We start from the raw sequence: 17,656 nt of genomic DNA, 5'->3' as shown, positions 1-17,656 counted from the left end.
CTTTATTCACCTGCTTTCTTTAGGTAGTACCAACACGCGGTGGGCCGGCACATCTAGAAGGGCCCGCGCTGCACGGATCAGTTTGGCTTTTACTTCACTATCCCGGGCTCCCTCCGCAACTATGAGTACCCCCCTTATTTTAGGCCCTATTTCTTTTGTAACCAGTGCATTCCCTCCCCCCTGGGCAAATACGACTTCTGTTTTTTGGTTCAGGGTGGTCGTGCTTCTTGTCCCGCCGGCCGTATCCCTTTCCTCCACGGTCGAACTGTCATTGGTCACATTGCGGGCGAAATCCTGTTCATATCCGGCATCCAGGGTCAGCGAAACCGCCACTTTTCCCGCCCCTTCAACCTGGCTCAGGATCTGGCTGACCTGCAAGGCCAGGGCGCTCTCGAGACGGGCCAGTGAGGATGCGGTAATTTCTGACTTCTCCTGGATCTGGATAGGGGCGGGAGCAGCCTTTTCTTTGCCCAAAAAGAGTCCTGGTATAACGAGCAGGGTTATACCCAGTAGCACCATCAGGCCTATTCCCCAGATACCGAATTTACCTTTGGGATCGAATACGGTCTTATATAATTGACTCATATGCACACCTCTTTTGTTAAAAGGTCAGCGGTTGAACACCACCCTGATTTGCCCTTCCTGCAGCTCGAAATAACGGCCAAGCATGTTTTTGATCTCTCTTTCGATCCCATTTTTATTTGTTGCCTGTTTTTCCGAACCCGCCTGCCGCGCAGGATTGTTCTCGGTATTGCTTTCGCCGTTCCCAACCCCGACCTTTACCGGCTCAACACCGGAAACGCCCGCGCCCTGTTTTCTTTCGCCCTGAATTCCGACCGTCACCAAAACGCTCCTTATTCTCTTCACGTCACCTGCCTGACCATCTCCTTCCAGTTCAACCTTAACCCAAGCCTCTTCTACGCCCCTGACCAGCTTAACCAGGGCTTCCATTTGCATTTCCATCCTGCGGCCGTATTCCTGCCTAAAGATACCACGGTTTACTTCTGCCAGCCTCTCGCTTTTTTCCAGGTAAGAAGCGCTGTCAAAAAAAGCGCTTTCCTCCTGCCAGGCCATAACTTCGAATTCCTGTCTATGAAGAAAAATAGCGAGAAGAGGATTTAATATGGAAACAAGCACAAACAGTCCCATCACCATTTTGATATAAGAACTCATTTTGCTTGAAGGCAAAATCAGGTCAAGAAAAGCTGCCAAAAGAACGATTAACACAATGTTCCTGACCAGTTCTTTTAATACTTCCAACATCAATCACCTACCTGAGCATCACCGTAAAGTTTGCCGTCCCCACAATAACAGCGATGGTCATAAAAAACATGATGGCCACACTGGCCACGGCGGCAAATACCAGAAAGAGGCTGCCAGCCATATCTTCCAGGGCATCGGCAACAAGGGTATCGCCAAGCGGCTGAAGCAGCGCTGCCGCCAGCCGGTAAATTACGGCGATGGCCAGTATCTTTATAACGGGAAACAGGGCGATTGCTCCCAGCACTAAAACACCGGTCAGTCCAACCGCATTCTTCAGCAGAAGTGAACCTCCCATTACGGCGTCCAGGGCATCCGCGAACATGCTGCCGGCTACCGGAACAAAAGCGCCCGTCATGAATTTCGCCGTTCTCAGGGTAACCCCGTCAATCACGGCGCCGGCCGCTCCCTGCACTGTGACAACACCTATGAACAGGGTGAGTACAAGTCCAATTCCCGCTTTTGCCAGCTGCCTGATCAGGCTGGCTATCCGCGTCACCTTAAACCGATCGGAAATACTGTTCACAATAGAAATCATGGCAGTAAGGTAAATAAGCGGGAAGATTACCCCCTGGATAAAAACCCCCATCACACTCAAAAAGACCATCAGGAACGGCTGCAGCAGGGCTGTGCTGGTCAAACCGCCCACGGCTGTAAGAAGCACAAGAAGAACAGGAAGCAAGAGCTTCATAAAACCAACCATTTTACTGATGGACCCCAGCCCCGTTTTTACCGCCAGATTGAAAGAACCCAGGGCAATGGTAATCAGGGCTGCCAGGCAAACAAAACAGGCGAGCCTGGCGACTGTCCCTCCCTCAAAAGCCGACTGGAGATTGATGAGTATCGAACAAACCACGGCGATGATCAGCAGCTTCCCCAAGAGGGTCAAATTGGCTGTCAATTCAAAGACAAAGAGCTTAATAATCTTGCTGACCACTTCCTGTGGAGAAAAGCTAAACTCTCCCTTTTTAAAAGAATCGATCATTTTCGAAAGCGACAGCTCCGGCAAGTACGACCCCACTTCCCTGTCAACCTGGCAAATGAATTCTTCAAGTTCACGCAAATCCAGGGCTTTTTTTTGTTTTTCCACCGCCGCTTCCAGGCTTTGAGCAGGCTTCCTCTCTGCCTGGTTCATCGGAAAGCCGGCCGCCGCTGCCCCTGCCGGCAAAGTGAAAAACAGCAGCAAAATGACAACTCCTGGCAGTCTCCTCATTCTCCACACCACCTAAGGAACCAGCCTCAAAACCGACTCCAGTATTGCCACGACAATGGGCAGCGCCAGCACCATCACCAGAACTTTTGCTGCAAATTCAATTTTGGCGGCTGTAGAGCTTTCCCCTGCGTCTTTGCAAACCTGTGCCCCAAATTCGGCTATATAGGCTATGCCGATGATTTTCAGCAGGGTGGTTAAATAAAACATGTTCACATTTGCATAAGAGGCCAGTTCCCGCAAAACCTCAATAACAGCGCCGACCCTGCTCAAGGCAAAGATAAAAATAATGACACCGGTTGCCAAGCTTACCAGAACAGCTGCCTCCCTGTTGCGTTCCCTGACGAAAACTGCCAGAACAGTGCCTAACAGGCCTATGCCGACAACCTGGAATATTTCCATTTCGCACCCCTATGACAGGAAAAATACGCTCTTGACCTTGCTCAAGAGTTCGGCCAAAAGCTGCACCACCATGATTAAAGCAATGGATACCCCGGCCAGCGTAGCGATAAAAGAATATTCCTCTTTTCCCGCCTGTTTTAGGACAGTATGAAAAATAGAGGTCAGAATACCAATTCCAGCGATTTGAAAGATCAACTCAATATTCATCGTCTTTTCCATTTCCCTTCAAAGGATTGTCAGATCAACGCCAGCACAATCGCCGCGCCCAGGCAAAAACCAAGATACCGCCACATCCTTTCGTATCTCTCCCTGGCCAAACAGGCTTCCTTTTCAGCCATAAAAAGCTGTTCCCTGGCCAATGCAATATTTTTAAGCTGTTCGTTTTTAGCCGAATTGCCCAGCCCCTGTCCAAAGCTTTGCAGAATACTTATGTCCTCCAAGCTTAAAGAGACGTTCTGGGCAAGCTTTTTTACCCCTTCTTCCCAGGCTTCCCCCGCGGTAGCCCCCCCATGCAGGTGAAAGGCTTGCGCGGCATACGAAAAAACGAGGCTGCTTTCCCGGCCAAGTTTCTCCCCGACCCTTTCCAGGGCAAGGGGCAGCGGTGTGGAACCGTAACTGATTTCCGCTTCCAGGAGATTCAAACCGTTCTGCAGGCTGCGCAAGACCTCGGCTCTAAGGCGGTAGCCGCGGGCAATTGATAACCCGCCGTAGCCGCAGCCCCCGATCACTAAAAGGGCCCCGATCATTTTAAACATGTTAGTTCATCCTTTCCAGGGTTTTACCGTCATGGATGCTTTCCAGGGTCCCGGCCCCCTTGCGCCTGCTCAACACGACAAGGCGCTCAAAAAAGCCGCCGCAGAGCAGGTCCTTCAAAACAGGCCTTTCAAGCACATCTTCCATGCTGCTCCCATGAACCGTGGTTATCACCGATACCCCTGCTCGCAGCGATTCATAAAGCGCTTGAACATCCTCCTTTTTCCCGATCTCATCTGTGGCGACAATCCCGGGAGACATTGACCTGATAAGCATGATCATCCCCTGGGCCTTGGGACAAGCATCCAAAACATCGGTGCGCAGCCCAATGTCAAACTGTGGTTCTCCCAGGTACATCCCGGCGATTTCCGACCTTTCATCCACCAGGCCGACGTTTACCCCGCCAAATCCCAGCTCTTCCACACCGTCGCTCAACTGCCTGACCATATCCCGCAGAAGCGTGGTTTTACCGCACCTGGGAGGGGAAACAATGATGGTGCTATAAACCTTGTCTTTACCGACCACAAAAGGTATCACCTCGTCGGAACAGCCGCGAATTTCCCTCCCGATGCGGTAATTGAAACCGGAAATGTCTTTTAAGGTTTTGATTTCCCCTTTCTCCAGCACGCCCCGGCCGGCAAGCCCGATACGATGCCCGCCGGGTATGGTCAGGTAACCGTTTTTGAACTCGTCTTCCCAGGCATAAAGCGAGCTCTGGCTTAAGATTTCCAGATTCCTTTCCAGTTCCTGGCGTGTGACGGCAACGCCCCTTTGAAGATGCGAGGTCAGCCTATTGGCGTTGTCCACCGTCACTTCCTTCTGGCCCAGCCGGAGAAGAACAGGCCTGCCAATTCGCAGTCTTATTTCCTCCACTTCCGGGAGTAAATCCCCTAATGCTTCCTTCAACATAATACGCAAATTGGGAGTCATAGCCTGAAGCCATGTGGGAAAAGGCCTGAAGCCAGCAGTGTTGTTTCGGCCTGAGACCACTGTGCAAGGGCCTGTTGCCTGGCCGCTGTATGCTCCTCCCCTGACCCTTTTGTCTCTTTTGTTGATAATGACTTTTGCCATAGGACCCCTTTTTGCTCAACAATTATCTTTTCCTGAGCAATAATATGTATATTGTCCCGCTCTTTCTTTTATGCAAGCTATGAACACAAAAGGCCTGACACGGGTTACCCCATGTCAGGCCTTTCGCCACCGGCAGGCAAATGCTCAAGCCGGATTATTCATCCTCTTTCATCAGCGCCTGTTCGTCGTTGACGTAAACAACCTCATCGCAGTTCGGACATGTCACCTCGATCACATCCTCATCGGCAAGGATACCGGCGTCAAATCTAACCACATCGTGGCACTTGGGACACTCGACTTCGATGTAGTCCCCTTCATCCTCTTCATTCTCGTCTTCATCCTCGTTTTCCTCATCCTCATCGGGGTATTCATCTTCCCCGTATATTTCCCTTTCCAGTTCACCAAGGTCTTCATCTATCGCCTCAAGATAATCGCTCAGTTCATCCTGCTGCTCGGACACCTCTTCGATCTCTTCCACAACCTCGTTAAGGAATTCCATAATGGCGGCAAGCATTTTCCCCTCTTTGGACTCCTTGTCAATGTCGAGACCTTCGGCCAAACCCTGCAGGTAGGCTGCCTTTTCCCTCAGATCGCTCACTTTATTTCCTCCTCAATTCAACATTACTACCATAGTATCTCATTTTGTCAGGCAAGCTAAACATCGCCGGTCTTGCCGTTCAGGCCCGGCTCACATAGTTCCCGGTGCGGGTATCAATAACCAGCACGTCGCCTTCATTAACAAAGAAAGGCACGACAACCACAAGTCCCGTTTCAAGGGTGGCGGGTTTTCCGCCGCCGGAAGCGGTATCGCCCTTGATTCCCGGTTCAGTGGCCGTTACCCTGAGTTCAACCTGTTTAGGCAAATCCACACCTATTACCTGGCCCTGGTAGAAAAGAATACCTGTGGTCATGTTTTCTTTCAAATACTTGGGAGCGTCTTCCAGTAATTCTTCGGGAAGCGAAACCTGCTCGTAAGTCTCCGTATCCATAAACACCCACTGATCGCCCTCTTTGTAAAGGTATTGCATTTCCTTGCGTTCAATGTGCGCCTTGGGAAATTTTTCTCCGGGGCGAAAAGTCCTTTCCACAATGGCCCCGCTCTTTACGTTCCTCAACTTGCAGCGAACAAAAGCAGCACCTTTTCCGGGTTTAACATGCTGGAAATCCAGGAGCTGAACAACCTCTCCTTCCAACTCAAAAGTAAGCCCCGTTCTGAAATCCGTAGTCGAAATCATATTGAACCTCCAATCCCGTAGTTATCACAAAAAGTGTTCTTGTTATTAACTGTCGATAATCATATCATCCAAATTTTTGGGTGACCTGGTTAAAACCTCGCAGCCCTGCGGTGTCACGGCCACAACATCCTCAATCCGGACACCGCCCCAGCCCGGCAGGTACAAACCGGGCTCCACGGTTACAACCATTCCCGGCTCCAGCATGGTTTCATCTAGCGGGGACAGCCTCGGCCCCTCATGAATGTCCAGCCCCAGGCCGTGACCGAGACCATGACCGAAATTACTGCCGTAACCGGCTTCTGAAATGATGCTGCGAGCCACCATATCCACCTCAGAAGACTTCAGCCCCGGTTTAATGCTTTCAACGGCTGCTTTTTGGGCCCTGAGAACCAGTTCGTATATGCTTTTCTGGCGTTCATCCGGCGGTCCCATCACCAGGGTCCTCGTAATATCGGAACGATACCCGCTGTATACCGCGCCGAAATCCACCGTCACAAGTTCACCGCGTGCAATAACCTTGTCCGTTGCCGTTCCATGCGGCAGTGAAGAGCGACCGCCGGAGGCGACGATGATTTCGAAGGCGTTCCTTTCGGAACCCAGCCGGCGCATAAAAAACTCGATTTCTAAGGCCACCTCTTTTTCCGTCTGGCCCGCGGTGACAAAGCCTTTCAGGTGCAAAAAAGTCCTGTCGGCTATCTCTATCGCCTTTCTAATAAGTCCAATCTCCTCGGCCGACTTTATCCTGCGCCAGGCGGCGACAGGATCGCTGACTGGAACGAACACTGCACCGGGAATGCTCTTTTGGTATTCTTCAAAAGAACTTAGGGTCGTAACCTCTTTTTCAATTCCTACCTTTTTAAGCCCGTAACAATCGATAAGCTCCCGTAAAGTCTGCATGTGCTCGAGACCCTGCCGGACCACTCTGAATTTTTGCGCCTGCGCGGCGGCCTGTTCCGCGTAACGAAAATCCGTTACAAGAATATCCTCCCGTTCCGTCAACAGAAGATACCCGCTGCTTCCGGTAAACCCGCTCAAATAACGGCGGTTGCTCGGTTTTGTTATGATGAGGGCGTCAAGTTCTTCCTGGAGGTAATTGGTTTTCAAGCGGGAAAAGGTCGAGTTCAAGCAGTCCCTCCTCCCTGTTTCAGATAATGGGCAGCCGCTCTCACGGCTAAATGGTAACCCAGAATGCCAAGCCCGCAAATCTGGCCCTGGACCACGTCAGCCAGGAAAGATTTATGACGGAAGCTCTCCCGTTTATAAATATTGCTTATATGCACTTCAAGGGCAGGTATCCCAACCGCAAGCAGCGCGTCGCGTATGGCTATGCTTGTATGGGTGTAGGCCCCGGCATTTATGATGAGGTAATCCGCCCTGTTCTTAGCTTTTTGAATTATTTCCACGAGTTCGCCTTCGTGGTTGGATTGAAAAAAATCAACCTGAAGACCTAATTCCCCGCCCGTCTTTGCCAGGTCCTTGTGCAGTTCGTCCAGGGAAACGCGGCCGTAATAATTTTCTTCCCTGGCGCCCAGTAAATTGAGATTGGGCCCCTGGATGACAAACACCGTCTTCATCTGCGTCACCCGCCAGTTCGTTTTACTTGGTTATTAAGGCAAATTTCTTCCTGAATTTTACCATAAAGTGCCGCCGTTTCCTAGACATTTTTAAGTGCCGCTTACGTTCAAACTCCTGAGGCGAACGCTGGGAGCCCCCTTGCCGATAAAAAACCTTATATCGTTGGCCACCCCGTCTATATCCAGGAGCATTTCTTTGAGATTGCCGGCAATGGCCACACCTTTGACCGGCACGGTGCATTCGCCGCCTTCGATTAGAAAGCCTGCCGCCCCCAGGGAAAAATCGCCGGAAACCGGATTGGCCGTATGCATGCCCAGGATGTCGGTGACATATAAACCCCTGCTCAGGTCTTTAACCAGTTCTTCAGCGGAAAGGTTCCCTTCTTTCAAATAAAAATTGGTTATTCCAACCTCAGGCGTGTTTTTATAAGAAACGCGCGTGCTGTTCCCCGTTGGTTCAACTCCAAATCTTTTCGCGGTGTAACTGTTGTGCAGGAAACCTGAGAGTTCACCCTCCCTAACCAAAACAGTTCTCGCGGTCGGAACGCCTTCCCCGTCAAACGGCGCCGAACCCAATCTTCCGGCCATTGTTCCATCGTCAACAATCGTAACCAGGGGACTGGCCACCATCCTGCCCTCCAGTCCCTGTAAAAACGACTTGCCCTTCAAAACCGCCTCCGCGGAAAAAGCTGCCTGCAAAACGCCAAGGAAACTGCTCGCTGTGTACGGGTCTAGTACGACCGGTATTCTGCCCGAGGGAATCGTTTTCGCACCCAGCAGGCGAACGGCTTTTTCACCGGCCTCCCTGCCTATTTCCAGGGGATCGAGTTCATGGTATTTCAAACTGTACTGCAGGCCAAAGCCGGTCTGGCTATCCTGGTTTTCACTCGCCACCACCATGGCGTAACCGCCGCAGTACGATCCGCGGTAACTCCCGGCTAGGCCGCGGCTGTTAAGTATGATCACGCGGTATTTCGCCTCGTGATATACAGCCTTTTCCGTAATCACCACCCGCCGGTCATAGCTGCGGGCTGCCGCTTCAATATTTTGAGCCAGTTCAATTTTACTTTCCACCGGCATCTGGAAAGTTGCCTCATCAAAGATGTCAAGGCCGGGATATGAGATTTGCGGGCGGGGAAGAACCCAGCTTTCATCCGGGTGTGTTACCCTCGCATTATGCAGGGCTTTTTCCACTACGCTTTCCAGGGCTGCGGGTGAAAGGTCCGAAGAATGGGCAAAACCCAACTTCCCGCCGGAAATCACCCTCACACCAAGGCCGCGTTCCCGGGCAAGCTTCATATTCTCCACCTTTTTTTCAGCAACTTCAACCGTCAGTTCTTCCGAATCAAGCAAAAAAACCTCGGCTTCGGTATTCGCTTGCCGGCAGGCCCTTTCCAGAACCTTTTCCGCTGCTACCTGCAACTGGTCTTTCATTTTCCTTCACCTTTTTCTTCGTACTTACAAAGATCGTCCAGCGGGCATTCCCCGCAGCCGGGATTTTTTGCCCTGCAGAGGCGGCTGCCGAGGCAGTCCAGCAGGGCATGATATTCATTGTACAGCTGGACATCAGCTTTGAGGTGGCGCATAAAAAAAGTTTGCATCTCCCCATACCCGATATTTTCGCTGAAGAAGCCCAGGCGATGGAAAATGCGCCGGGTATAGGCATCCACCACGAAAATCGGCTGCCTGCTGCCGTAAAGAACGATTGAATCCGCTGTCTCTTCCCCAATCCCGTAAACCTTTATGAGTTCCTCGCGGAGGCTGGTTAAAGGAAGACCAAGCAGCCTTTCCAGGTCCCCCTCATATTTTTCACCCACCAGGCAGGCAAAAGCCTTTACTTTTTTAGCTTTCGTTCTGTAGTAACGGGTAGGCCTGATCAATTCTTCCAGTTCTTCGACAGGAACCTGAAGCAGCTTTTTTAAATCAATTAATCCTTTTTCCCGAAGGTTTTGCAGGGCGGCCGCGGTATTCTTCCATGAAACGTTCTGGACCAAAATCGCCCCGAGGACCATTTCCAGGTTATTATCAGCCGGCCACCAGCGGCGCGGTCCGAATTTTTCAAACAGGCGGTTGTATATATCCATTAACTTTCCCGTTAATTCCGTTTGTTCGCAGCTCATTATCTCTCTCCCGTATCCCTTACAATCTCCTGATTCGGCCGTTTGGACGGCCGTTCCCTCTCCCGCCCACAATCAATTCCTTCACAGCCAGGGTGGGCTGGGCATCAGAAACAGGTACCCCTTGCCCGTCTTTTCCGCATACCCCTATAGAAAAACCCCAGTCCTTTCCTACCATCTCCACAAGCTGCAAAGTTTCAGGTCCGTTTCCGGTAAGAGTTGCCCCTCTTACCGGGCAGGCGACTTCTCCGTCCCGGATCAAGTAAGCCTCGGCAACGTCAAAGACGTAGTCACCGTTTGTGGTGTTAACCTGGCCGCCGCCCATGGCCGTGACCAGCAACCCTTCCTTGGTTTCTTTGATAATCCTTTCGGGATCAGTTTTCCCCGGGGCGATGTATGTATTGCGCATGCGGGGAAGCGGGCGGTTGTGATATGACTCGCGCCGCCCGTTTCCGGTGGACTCGCGCCCTTCCCTGCGGGCGGTCTGGTAATCATACATAAACTCCTCCAGAACCCCGTTTCTTATCAGCACTGTCTTTTGAGCCGGGCATCCTTCATCATCATAACGAATGGAGCCGTATTTCCCCGCAAGAAGCCCATCGTCAACAACTGTTACCAGCAGCGAAGCCACCTGTTTTCCCTTTTTTCCAGCATAAACGGAAAGGCCTTTTTGTACAAGATCTGCTTCCAGCCCGTGCCCGCAAGCCTCATGAATCATCGTCCCGCCCGCTTGCCCCGAAATAACCACGGGCATCTTGCCTGCCGGAGCAGGACCGGCAGACAGCATGAGAACAGCCCTCCGGGCTGCCTTTTCTCCGATTTCAGCCGGGTCATTTTCCTTGAACATTTCAAAGCCGGTCGTACCGCCGGCCGTAAAATACCCTGTCTGGACAATTCCTTCCCCGGTGGCAACGGCATTTACGGAAAGCCGGGTCCTCGTGCGGAGGTCCTCAACATATACACCTTCCGAATTGGCTACAATCACCTGCTGCCGGACATCGCTGTATCCTACCGACACCTGGCGGATCCTGGGATCAATGCGCCGCGCGGCCTCGCTGGCTTCCAAGACCCTGCCGGCCTTGGTTTCCATTTTTACTTCACCGGGAGGAACCTCGATGTCGAAACCGGCCTTGGTCTTTGGGGTAAAAAACTTTATTTCTCTTTCCCTTTTCTCCTTATTCCAGGCTACCTTCCCGGCGATCTCCGCCGCTACAAGCAGCCTGTCCAGGCTCAGCTCATTAGTGTACGCGTACGAAGTGCTGTCTCCGCAAATGACACGTATGCCAGCGCCTTCATCTATCCCCGAATTAATCCGCTCGATACGGTTTTCCTCGCAGCCGATAGTGGAAGTTTCTTTATGCTCCCAAAACAGTTCGGCAAAATCGGCCCCATGACGGAGAGCTTTTTTTAACACTTCCAGTATTACTTTTTTATCCATATTTTGCCTCCGGTACTTAGTCTAATTAAATACTGCCCATAGTATTGCATCATCTTTACGGGATCATTCAAGATGGTGAGGGTTTTTGCTCACCTGTTCTATCGCCCTGATAACTTCCGTAAGCACTGTAGCTTGGTGCTGCTGGGAAAGCATCTTAGTTCTGGTATATACCGAACCATGCTTGCTGACGGCGTAATGAGGTTTAAGACGGTTGAGAGCCAGACAGGCCATGTCATAACGACATTTCTCACACCGGCAGATCTCGGGTCTCTGTGCCAGCATTTCGTCTAACACATCCCACACCCAAATCAATGTATAATTCACCAGTTCCAAAGAAGTTCCCCCTTTTCTTTGATTCTCAACTCGCTTTTCATCATTCCACAAGCACTGCCTGTCTTCAACCAGTATACGTTCCGGTCAGGAAAACAATGATAAAACCCAGGGCCAAAAATGGTCCAAAGGCAATGGTGTCCGCTTTCTTTTTCTTCCCTGCGGCCATCAGGATAAGGCCGGCCAGGCTTCCCCCCACTGCGGCGATAAAGAGGGCGTAAAGGACGCCCGGACAGCCAAGCCAAAACCCTATAGCCGACAGCAGTTTAACATCACCGCCGCCCACGCCCCCGCGGCTTAAAAGACATACTGAAAAAAGCGCAAGGAACCCCGCTCCCATTCCCGCCAGCCGGCTGGTAATACTGAGGTCCCTGGTAAGAAAATGGTACATGACCCCTGCCAGCAGGACAGCCGCTACAAGCATATTGGGGATAAGGCGGGACTCAAGATCAACGCGGGCTATCAACAAAAAAAGCGAATACATTACTGCTCCGGCCACCCCGCGGACTGTCGGCCCCAGCAAAAAGATGACTACCAGCCACCCAGCAGCATTGGCCATATAAAAACCGTTCCTCATCTTATGAGCTGAGCCCGCGAGTAAAGCTTTCCCTATCCGCACAGTACTGCAGGGCTGTTTCCAGGCTGACCTGGCCCGTCCTTACAAGCTCTTTCAAGGACATGTCCATAGTTGCCATCCCCCACCGCCCGCCTGTTTGCATCGCATTGGAGAGCTGGTGGGTTTTCCCTTCGCGGATCAGGCTGCGAACCGCAGGTGTGGCTATGAGAACTTCAGCCGCCAGCACCCGCCCGCTGCCGGCTCTGCAGGGTAAGAGCTGCTGGGTGATCACCCCCTGGAGAGTAGCGGCAAGCTGGACTTTTATTTGTTCCTGCTGGCCTGCTGGAAATACTTCAATAATATGCTCAACCGTCTTGGCCGCACTGTTGGTGTGCATTGTGGCAAAAACGAGGTGACCCGTATCCGCAGCCGTTATCGAAGTGGATATAGTCTCTAAAGCCCGCATATCTCCCACCACGATCACGTCAGGATCCTGGCGAAGCGACGCCTGCAAAGCGGCGGTCATTGAATGGGTATCACTCCCGATTTCCCGCTGTTCCACTATGCTTTTTTTGTGCTGGTGAAGGTATTCGATCGGATCTTCTATGGTTATGATGTGGCAGGCCCGTTCCCTGTTGATCTTGTCAATAAGCGCAGCCAGGGTTGTGGATTTGCCGCTGCCCGCAGGGCCCGTAACCAGCACAAGCCCTTGCTTTTTATCCGCCATACCAGCGACAGCAGGAGGTAGTCCCAGCGACTCAAGAGAAGGTACTATATAAGGCATCAATCTGATGGCCAGGGTTGCGCAGCCCCTTTGCCGGTACGAACTTACCCTAAACCTTCCTACCCCCGGAAGTGAATAGGAAAAATCCAGCTCCCCTTTTTGCTTCCAGGTTTCGAACTGCTCATCAGTCATCAAGGCCCTGACCGCCTGCATTGTGTCTGATTGGGTCAAAGGGTAACCCATTTCTTCACCCGCTTCCAATTTTACCAGAACCCCGTTTATCCTCAATACCGGTGAAGTTCCAACCGTCAAGTGAATATCAGAAGCGTCCATCGCCAGCGCTTTTTTTAATAGTGAAACAACATCCATGCAACTCTGACCTCCGTCCACAGTCCATTCCAGTTTTCTTTTTTCGACATCCAATCTGCAAAATCCTTTTACACACAAAAAGAGCCTTGCCCAAGGCTCTCAATCTCTTGATGACTTTTTCATTATTCAAATTCAAGGAAGCAGTAATACCTTGTGAGAATCAGGCGTTCTCTTTTTCCTGCTCCTGCCTGCGGTACTCGTTAAGGAAGGCTATAATCCTGTCGATAATATCCTGCAAGTCCATGTCGGAAGTATCAATGTAAAAATCGGCGCACCTGTAAAAATCCTCTCTTTGGGCCAGCAATTCCTTAATGGTCTGGTACATGTCGCCCTTTCTCAAAAGAGGCCTGTTGTTACGGCGCCTAACCCTTTCGTAGATTACTTCGGGAGAAGCGGTCAAACAAATGATAATCCCTTTTTCAGCAAGCAGCTCCATATTCCTTTTATCAAGCACCACACCCCCTCCGGTGGCAATCACCACATCCTCATGCTGGGCCAGCCTGGCCACTGCAAGGTTCTCTTCGGAGCGAAACCGGACCTCGCCGTACTTATTAAACAGCTGGCTTACTGTCATCCCGGAAACCTCTTCAATTTCCTGATCGGTATCATAAAAGGTTTTATTTAAAAGCGCCGCCAGTCTTTTCCCCACCGCAGTTTTGCCTGTTCCCATAAAGCCTATTAAAACTATATTAGGTTTCATACGGCCACCTGCCCCATTTAATTGGTTTGATTGTTCCAGCTTTTTTTCAACCTTTTATTCTAAATAAACCAAACAGCTTTTTACCGCGAATTTCCTCAAGTTGTGTCTCGATCCTGTTTTTCGTTTTTTTCAATTCCTGCAATTCACAGGACAGGGCTTGGGCCTCACCACGGGCCCTCTGCAGTTCATCCATTATATTGGAAAACATGAATAGAACAGTGGTCTTAAAATTATGTTCAACTCCAAGGGAGTCGCCGACAGCCCTGTCCAGTTCCAGCCTTCTTCTGGCTCCCTTAATGGTATACATTTCAGTATGGAGCAATTCGCGAATTTTACCCAGCATTTCCAGGTTCTCCGGAGTATACCTGTTTCTTTGACCTTTTTGCGCCTTAACCTGCAAGTATTCTCCAAACTCTCTCTCCCAAAAGCGGATGGTGCTCTCCTCTACTTGAAGGATCTGGGCAACTTCTTTCACCGTAAGCTTTCTTTTCACTTTGACAACCTCCCGTGTGAAAAGCTATGGTAATAAATACCAATAATATACATTCACCGGGATTGCCCTTTTTCCTTTTATTGCCTATTGTTTTTTTTAGAAAAAAGCGGATAAAACAAGACATACTACCGCGTTAATCAACATTTTGCGAGCCGTTTTCTATTACCAGGCTTTCCACGGCTCTCATCAAACGAGTCCAAAGAAACTCCCTTTTATTCAGTGGCGGGACAAGAACGGTATAGCAGCCTGACCGGTTACCACCCAATACATCCGTAAAAAGCTGGTCCCCCACCGCTATAACCTGCTCGCTTTGCAGCTTCATCAAGGCCATAGCTTTCCGGTAAGGCTTTTTCAGAGGTTTTAAGGCCGGGGCGACAAAGGGTATATTGTATCGCCTAGCGATGCTTTCCACACGCTTGGAGGAGGCATTGCTCAGCAAACAAACTTTATACTTCAATCTGAGAGCCTCCCTGATCAGTGAATCAGCTTCCGGAGTTACTTCATTCTCCCTCCAGGGACTGATCGTGTTATCCAGGTCAAGGACCAGTCCTCTTTTCCCCTGTTTCCATAAACAGGCAAGGTTGATTTCTTTTAATGACTTGAGCTGGCGTCTTGGTTTTAGATATCGGCTTTTCCGGAAAATGATCAACCCTCCCTATGACCAGTGAGTTGTGTCAATATTATTTTATCATAAAGGTTCTAGAACTTATTACTTCACTTTCTTGTTTTATCCTTTACCAGCGGAATAAAGTTCATGTAAGAATCATGATTTTTTTTTCTCTTTGAGGGTCCCTCCCCGAATGTTCTTTTGATGTATTTTCCGCAGTATGGACACTGCCAATCGGGATTGTTATGGGATGAATAAGAATCCTTCCCACAATGAGGGCAAATCTTTTTGATCATAATTTATCTTCCTCCCGTAGATATCTCGTGGTCAGGGCTTGAAAGCCCTGTAACCACGGTGTTTTTTACATCAGCTACATGTAGTCGATGTAAGTTATTTCATATCATAAAGCCGCCCTCGCAAACGTTCATTCTCAATTCTGAGTTTTCGGTTTTCTTCTTCGAGTTTGGCTATACGTCTGTCTTTTGCTGTATGACCAACTCCGCCTTGTCACCAGGCTCCTTAAAAAACGCTTTGTCATCTTCCGATAGTGTCCGGGTACGTCATAGAAGCTAAGGCTCCTTTTTGTGCCGCTCTTTTCGGCTGCGGATAACCTTGCCCCCGGAATGTTCACGGCAATCCACACATCCTTTTCCGTTTCCTCACGTTCATCATAGTAAGCCGTAATGAATCTAAGCAACCCGCTCCTGAACCTGAAGTGGTTTCTATATGCCACACTGTCTGATTTCTCCGAACATATCCCCATGTTTTTCAGAAACCGGACCAACTGCATATCACCAATTTCCACCCCGTTAAAACTTATTCCCTTACCATGAGCGTTCATGAAAGAGGCGAGGTAATCCAACGGAGCTTTGAACATGTTGAACACGCTAAGCGGTGAGAGAAGCCGATTTTTCAATGAATATGCAAGATAGAATTTTGCCTCATTTTTCAGCCGTCCCTCCTTAAATGTCGAGAAATGAATCTGTTTGGTAGCATTGCGGATGCTGATAGTAAGCCCGTATGTTGCAAACACACTATCTCGTACATCCCATGTGTCATTATCCAACCAATAGCCTTCATCCTCTTCCAGGTAGAGTAGTATCTGTGCATATTTGTCCCCGGCTTCAAATGACGGGGCAACTTTGCATGAATTCACCTCCCTTGCACCTCCCCGTCTGCTTCCGGTGGCTTAAGCGCCGGTGCCACGGCACGGAAGGCTTCTGCCACTTCCTCATCCGAAGGGTGCACGTATGTGTTGATTGTCGTATAAATGTTTTTATGCCCAGCCCTCACGCGGAGAAGTTCAGGCTCCCACCCTGCAGAATGAAGCAGGCTGAGCGAGGTGTGGCGGAACATATGCGGTGTTACGGCAATACCGGTTTTCTTCCTTAACGTACGGAAAAGGTTGTCAACGTCCGTATAATCCATTGCCTTCCCAGCATCACCTCCACGGAGCTTTATGAATATGTGGTTTGTCTGCACCTCTTCGGTATGGAACGTGCAGACATACTCTGTGAATATATCCATCAGTTCCTGCGTGGCATCAAGCCGCCTCGGGCTTGACACTGTCTTTATCTCGGCCTGGTTTTCCAGTTCGCCTCTATCCTTAAGGAAGATAGCGTTGCCGGAAGAGTCAAAGTCCTCAAGCCACAGCGATAGTGCTTCGCCAATTCGCATGCCTGTCTCAAATAATAGGTAAAGCAGGAAATAATCCCTTAGGTTCCCGCAGGCTCTCAGCAATTCCGCCGCATCCTCCCGCTTGATCGTCCTAAGACCCATATGTGGTATCCGGAGTTTCAGTACATGGCTCTTTATTGCTTTTGTCTCTGCTATACCATAGAGGAAGCCCCTGTAATTCCTACCCGGGTTCCTGATGAATTTCATCAGTGCTTCTGGTAACTTCCCTTCATACTCCCCATGCCTTGTCAGGTAATCATAAAAAGCCATTATTGTATCAACTGTGCTGTTTATTGTGCGCGGCTTCCTGGCAGGCTTGTGCAGGAGTGGCACCACTTTCTGGTGGATATATGGGTTCTGCAACCATGCTATAAATCCTGCCAGGTCATCAATAGTGGCATCGGTAAACCCCTTCTTTCTCTCGCCCAGGTATGTAAAATATTGCTTTAGGTGCTGGCAGTATATACGCAGTGAATTTCTTGCATACCCGGTATTGTCTTTGAACTTCAGAAACCTCAGTACCGGTTCTACCGGAAGTCCGTTATCATCTGCCAGATAATAACGGATATGGTTCTCTTCAGTCCTTACTCGAACTACTTCCATTGTCCATGCTCCTTTCATATTTTCTGCATGAACAATGTATCTTTTTCACTTCCAGCGGTCAACTTCGGCTACTTCAACTACTATAACTACCCACCACGAGATAGGAGTGTAGTCCATGTAAAAAACTTCTGCATCGACTACTTGGACTACTATGTTTTCCTATCACGAGATATCAAATCTTTTTCCAATAACACATTTTATATTCAATTTTCAATTGATTTTACCTTTAATATATTTACAAATTATTTCGATATTATTCGACAATATTATACTTTATCCGACACGAATCTATACTAAATAGAGATTTTTGCGATGCCCGGCAAGCCCGGCGGCCCAAGCGATGGAAGGAACACAAAAAAGAAATTTACCCCATAAAAGAACGAAGAATGTGGATTTGCGGGGCGGCAATCATTAATTAACAGAAAATCCACCCCAAATAAAAATACAGGTAAGCTTTTTCATGGTAAAATGTAGTAGTGACTAATCCACACATTAAACCAAGGAGGCTTACCTGCATGGCTATTATACCACAACTTC

23 protein-coding genes are annotated in these 17,656 nt (G+C 49.7%); all 23 read right to left on the bottom strand.

All coding sequences use genetic code 11. The features are described 5' to 3' along the window. Positions 1 to 6: 6 nt before the first annotated feature. The gene (locus NUV48_08765; GenBank protein MCR4442226.1) at positions 7 to 585 is read right to left on the bottom strand and encodes a hypothetical protein; all 579 of its coding nucleotides are present in this window, start codon (positions 583 to 585) and stop codon (positions 7 to 9) included. A 24-nt stretch (positions 586 to 609) separates the two neighbouring features. Next, positions 610 to 1,263, bottom strand: coding sequence for a stage III sporulation protein AF (gene spoIIIAF, locus NUV48_08760; GenBank protein ID MCR4442225.1), 654 nt, complete (start codon positions 1,261 to 1,263; stop codon positions 610 to 612). A 7-nt stretch (positions 1,264 to 1,270) separates the two neighbouring features. Next, positions 1,271 to 2,473, bottom strand: a complete 1,203-nt coding sequence (spoIIIAE, locus tag NUV48_08755) for a stage III sporulation protein AE (protein MCR4442224.1) — start codon at positions 2,471 to 2,473, stop codon at positions 1,271 to 1,273. Positions 2,474 to 2,485: 12 nt separating this feature from the next. Beyond that, a complete protein-coding gene (gene spoIIIAD, locus NUV48_08750) occupies positions 2,486 to 2,872 on the bottom strand; it encodes a stage III sporulation protein AD (protein MCR4442223.1) in 387 nt (128 codons plus the stop codon). A 9-nt stretch (positions 2,873 to 2,881) separates the two neighbouring features. Further along, positions 2,882 to 3,079 (bottom strand): stage III sporulation protein AC, encoded by a 198-nt coding sequence (spoIIIAC, locus tag NUV48_08745; GenBank protein MCR4442222.1) that lies wholly within the window; start codon positions 3,077 to 3,079, stop codon positions 2,882 to 2,884. 29 nt (positions 3,080 to 3,108) lie between these two features. Next, positions 3,109 to 3,627 (bottom strand): stage III sporulation protein AB, encoded by a 519-nt coding sequence (locus NUV48_08740; protein MCR4442221.1) that lies wholly within the window; start codon positions 3,625 to 3,627, stop codon positions 3,109 to 3,111. 1 nt (position 3,628) lies between these two features. Beyond that, on the bottom strand, positions 3,629 to 4,696 hold the full coding sequence (gene spoIIIAA, locus NUV48_08735) for a stage III sporulation protein AA (protein MCR4442220.1): 1,068 nt from the start codon (positions 4,694 to 4,696) through the stop codon (positions 3,629 to 3,631). A gap of 154 nt (positions 4,697 to 4,850) precedes the next feature. After that, the gene (locus NUV48_08730; protein ID MCR4442219.1) at positions 4,851 to 5,294 is read right to left on the bottom strand and encodes a zinc-ribbon domain-containing protein; all 444 of its coding nucleotides are present in this window, start codon (positions 5,292 to 5,294) and stop codon (positions 4,851 to 4,853) included. 79 nt (positions 5,295 to 5,373) lie between these two features. Next, a complete protein-coding gene (gene efp / locus NUV48_08725) occupies positions 5,374 to 5,931 on the bottom strand; it encodes an elongation factor P (GenBank protein MCR4442218.1) in 558 nt (185 codons plus the stop codon). Between the two features lie 45 nt (positions 5,932 to 5,976). Beyond that, on the bottom strand, positions 5,977 to 7,056 hold the full coding sequence (locus NUV48_08720; protein ID MCR4442217.1) for a Xaa-Pro peptidase family protein: 1,080 nt from the start codon (positions 7,054 to 7,056) through the stop codon (positions 5,977 to 5,979). Continuing rightward, positions 7,053 to 7,505, bottom strand: coding sequence for a type II 3-dehydroquinate dehydratase (aroQ, locus tag NUV48_08715; GenBank protein MCR4442216.1), 453 nt, complete (start codon positions 7,503 to 7,505; stop codon positions 7,053 to 7,055). The genes NUV48_08720 and aroQ overlap by 4 nt, the downstream gene beginning before the upstream one ends. A gap of 90 nt (positions 7,506 to 7,595) precedes the next feature. Next, on the bottom strand, positions 7,596 to 8,939 hold the full coding sequence (locus NUV48_08710) for a TldD/PmbA family protein (protein MCR4442215.1): 1,344 nt from the start codon (positions 8,937 to 8,939) through the stop codon (positions 7,596 to 7,598). Next, positions 8,936 to 9,625, bottom strand: coding sequence for an endonuclease III domain-containing protein (locus NUV48_08705; GenBank protein ID MCR4442214.1), 690 nt, complete (start codon positions 9,623 to 9,625; stop codon positions 8,936 to 8,938). The genes NUV48_08710 and NUV48_08705 overlap by 4 nt, the downstream gene beginning before the upstream one ends. A 19-nt stretch (positions 9,626 to 9,644) precedes the next feature. Then, the gene (locus NUV48_08700) at positions 9,645 to 11,060 is read right to left on the bottom strand and encodes a TldD/PmbA family protein (GenBank protein MCR4442213.1); all 1,416 of its coding nucleotides are present in this window, start codon (positions 11,058 to 11,060) and stop codon (positions 9,645 to 9,647) included. A gap of 63 nt (positions 11,061 to 11,123) precedes the next feature. Then, positions 11,124 to 11,384 (bottom strand): late competence development ComFB family protein, encoded by a 261-nt coding sequence (locus tag NUV48_08695; protein ID MCR4442212.1) that lies wholly within the window; start codon positions 11,382 to 11,384, stop codon positions 11,124 to 11,126. Positions 11,385 to 11,457: 73 nt separating this feature from the next. Then, positions 11,458 to 11,949 carry an A24 family peptidase gene (locus tag NUV48_08690; protein ID MCR4442211.1) on the bottom strand — a complete coding sequence of 164 codons (492 nt, stop codon included), beginning with the start codon at positions 11,947 to 11,949 and terminating at the stop codon, positions 11,458 to 11,460. A 19-nt stretch (positions 11,950 to 11,968) separates the two neighbouring features. Continuing rightward, the gene (locus NUV48_08685; protein MCR4442210.1) at positions 11,969 to 13,039 is read right to left on the bottom strand and encodes a type IV pilus twitching motility protein PilT; all 1,071 of its coding nucleotides are present in this window, start codon (positions 13,037 to 13,039) and stop codon (positions 11,969 to 11,971) included. Between the two features lie 160 nt (positions 13,040 to 13,199). After that, positions 13,200 to 13,739 carry a shikimate kinase gene (locus tag NUV48_08680; GenBank protein MCR4442209.1) on the bottom strand — a complete coding sequence of 180 codons (540 nt, stop codon included), beginning with the start codon at positions 13,737 to 13,739 and terminating at the stop codon, positions 13,200 to 13,202. Between the two features lie 46 nt (positions 13,740 to 13,785). Next, entirely contained in the window at positions 13,786 to 14,232 is a 447-nt protein-coding gene (locus NUV48_08675; GenBank protein MCR4442208.1) for a MerR family transcriptional regulator, read from the bottom strand. Positions 14,233 to 14,365: 133 nt separating this feature from the next. Continuing rightward, a complete protein-coding gene (locus tag NUV48_08670) occupies positions 14,366 to 14,881 on the bottom strand; it encodes a YqeG family HAD IIIA-type phosphatase (protein MCR4442207.1) in 516 nt (171 codons plus the stop codon). Between the two features lie 65 nt (positions 14,882 to 14,946). After that, complete coding sequence (locus NUV48_08665; GenBank protein MCR4442206.1) at positions 14,947 to 15,135, bottom strand: hypothetical protein; 189 nt, start codon at positions 15,133 to 15,135, stop codon at positions 14,947 to 14,949. Between the two features lie 134 nt (positions 15,136 to 15,269). Beyond that, positions 15,270 to 15,995: a hypothetical protein gene (locus tag NUV48_08660; GenBank protein ID MCR4442205.1), complete on the bottom strand. Its 726-nt coding sequence runs from the start codon at positions 15,993 to 15,995 to the stop codon at positions 15,270 to 15,272. Next, on the bottom strand, positions 15,992 to 17,119 hold the full coding sequence (locus NUV48_08655) for a tyrosine-type recombinase/integrase (GenBank protein MCR4442204.1): 1,128 nt from the start codon (positions 17,117 to 17,119) through the stop codon (positions 15,992 to 15,994). Before NUV48_08655 ends, NUV48_08660 begins: the two co-directional genes overlap by 4 nt. Positions 17,120 to 17,656: the final 537 nt, after the last annotated feature.

This window comes from Peptococcaceae bacterium (assembly GCA_024655825.1).
GTDB lineage: Bacteria > Bacillota > Peptococcia > DRI-13 > PHAD01 > JANLFJ01.
This window is presented reverse-complemented; position numbering and strand designations above follow the sequence as displayed.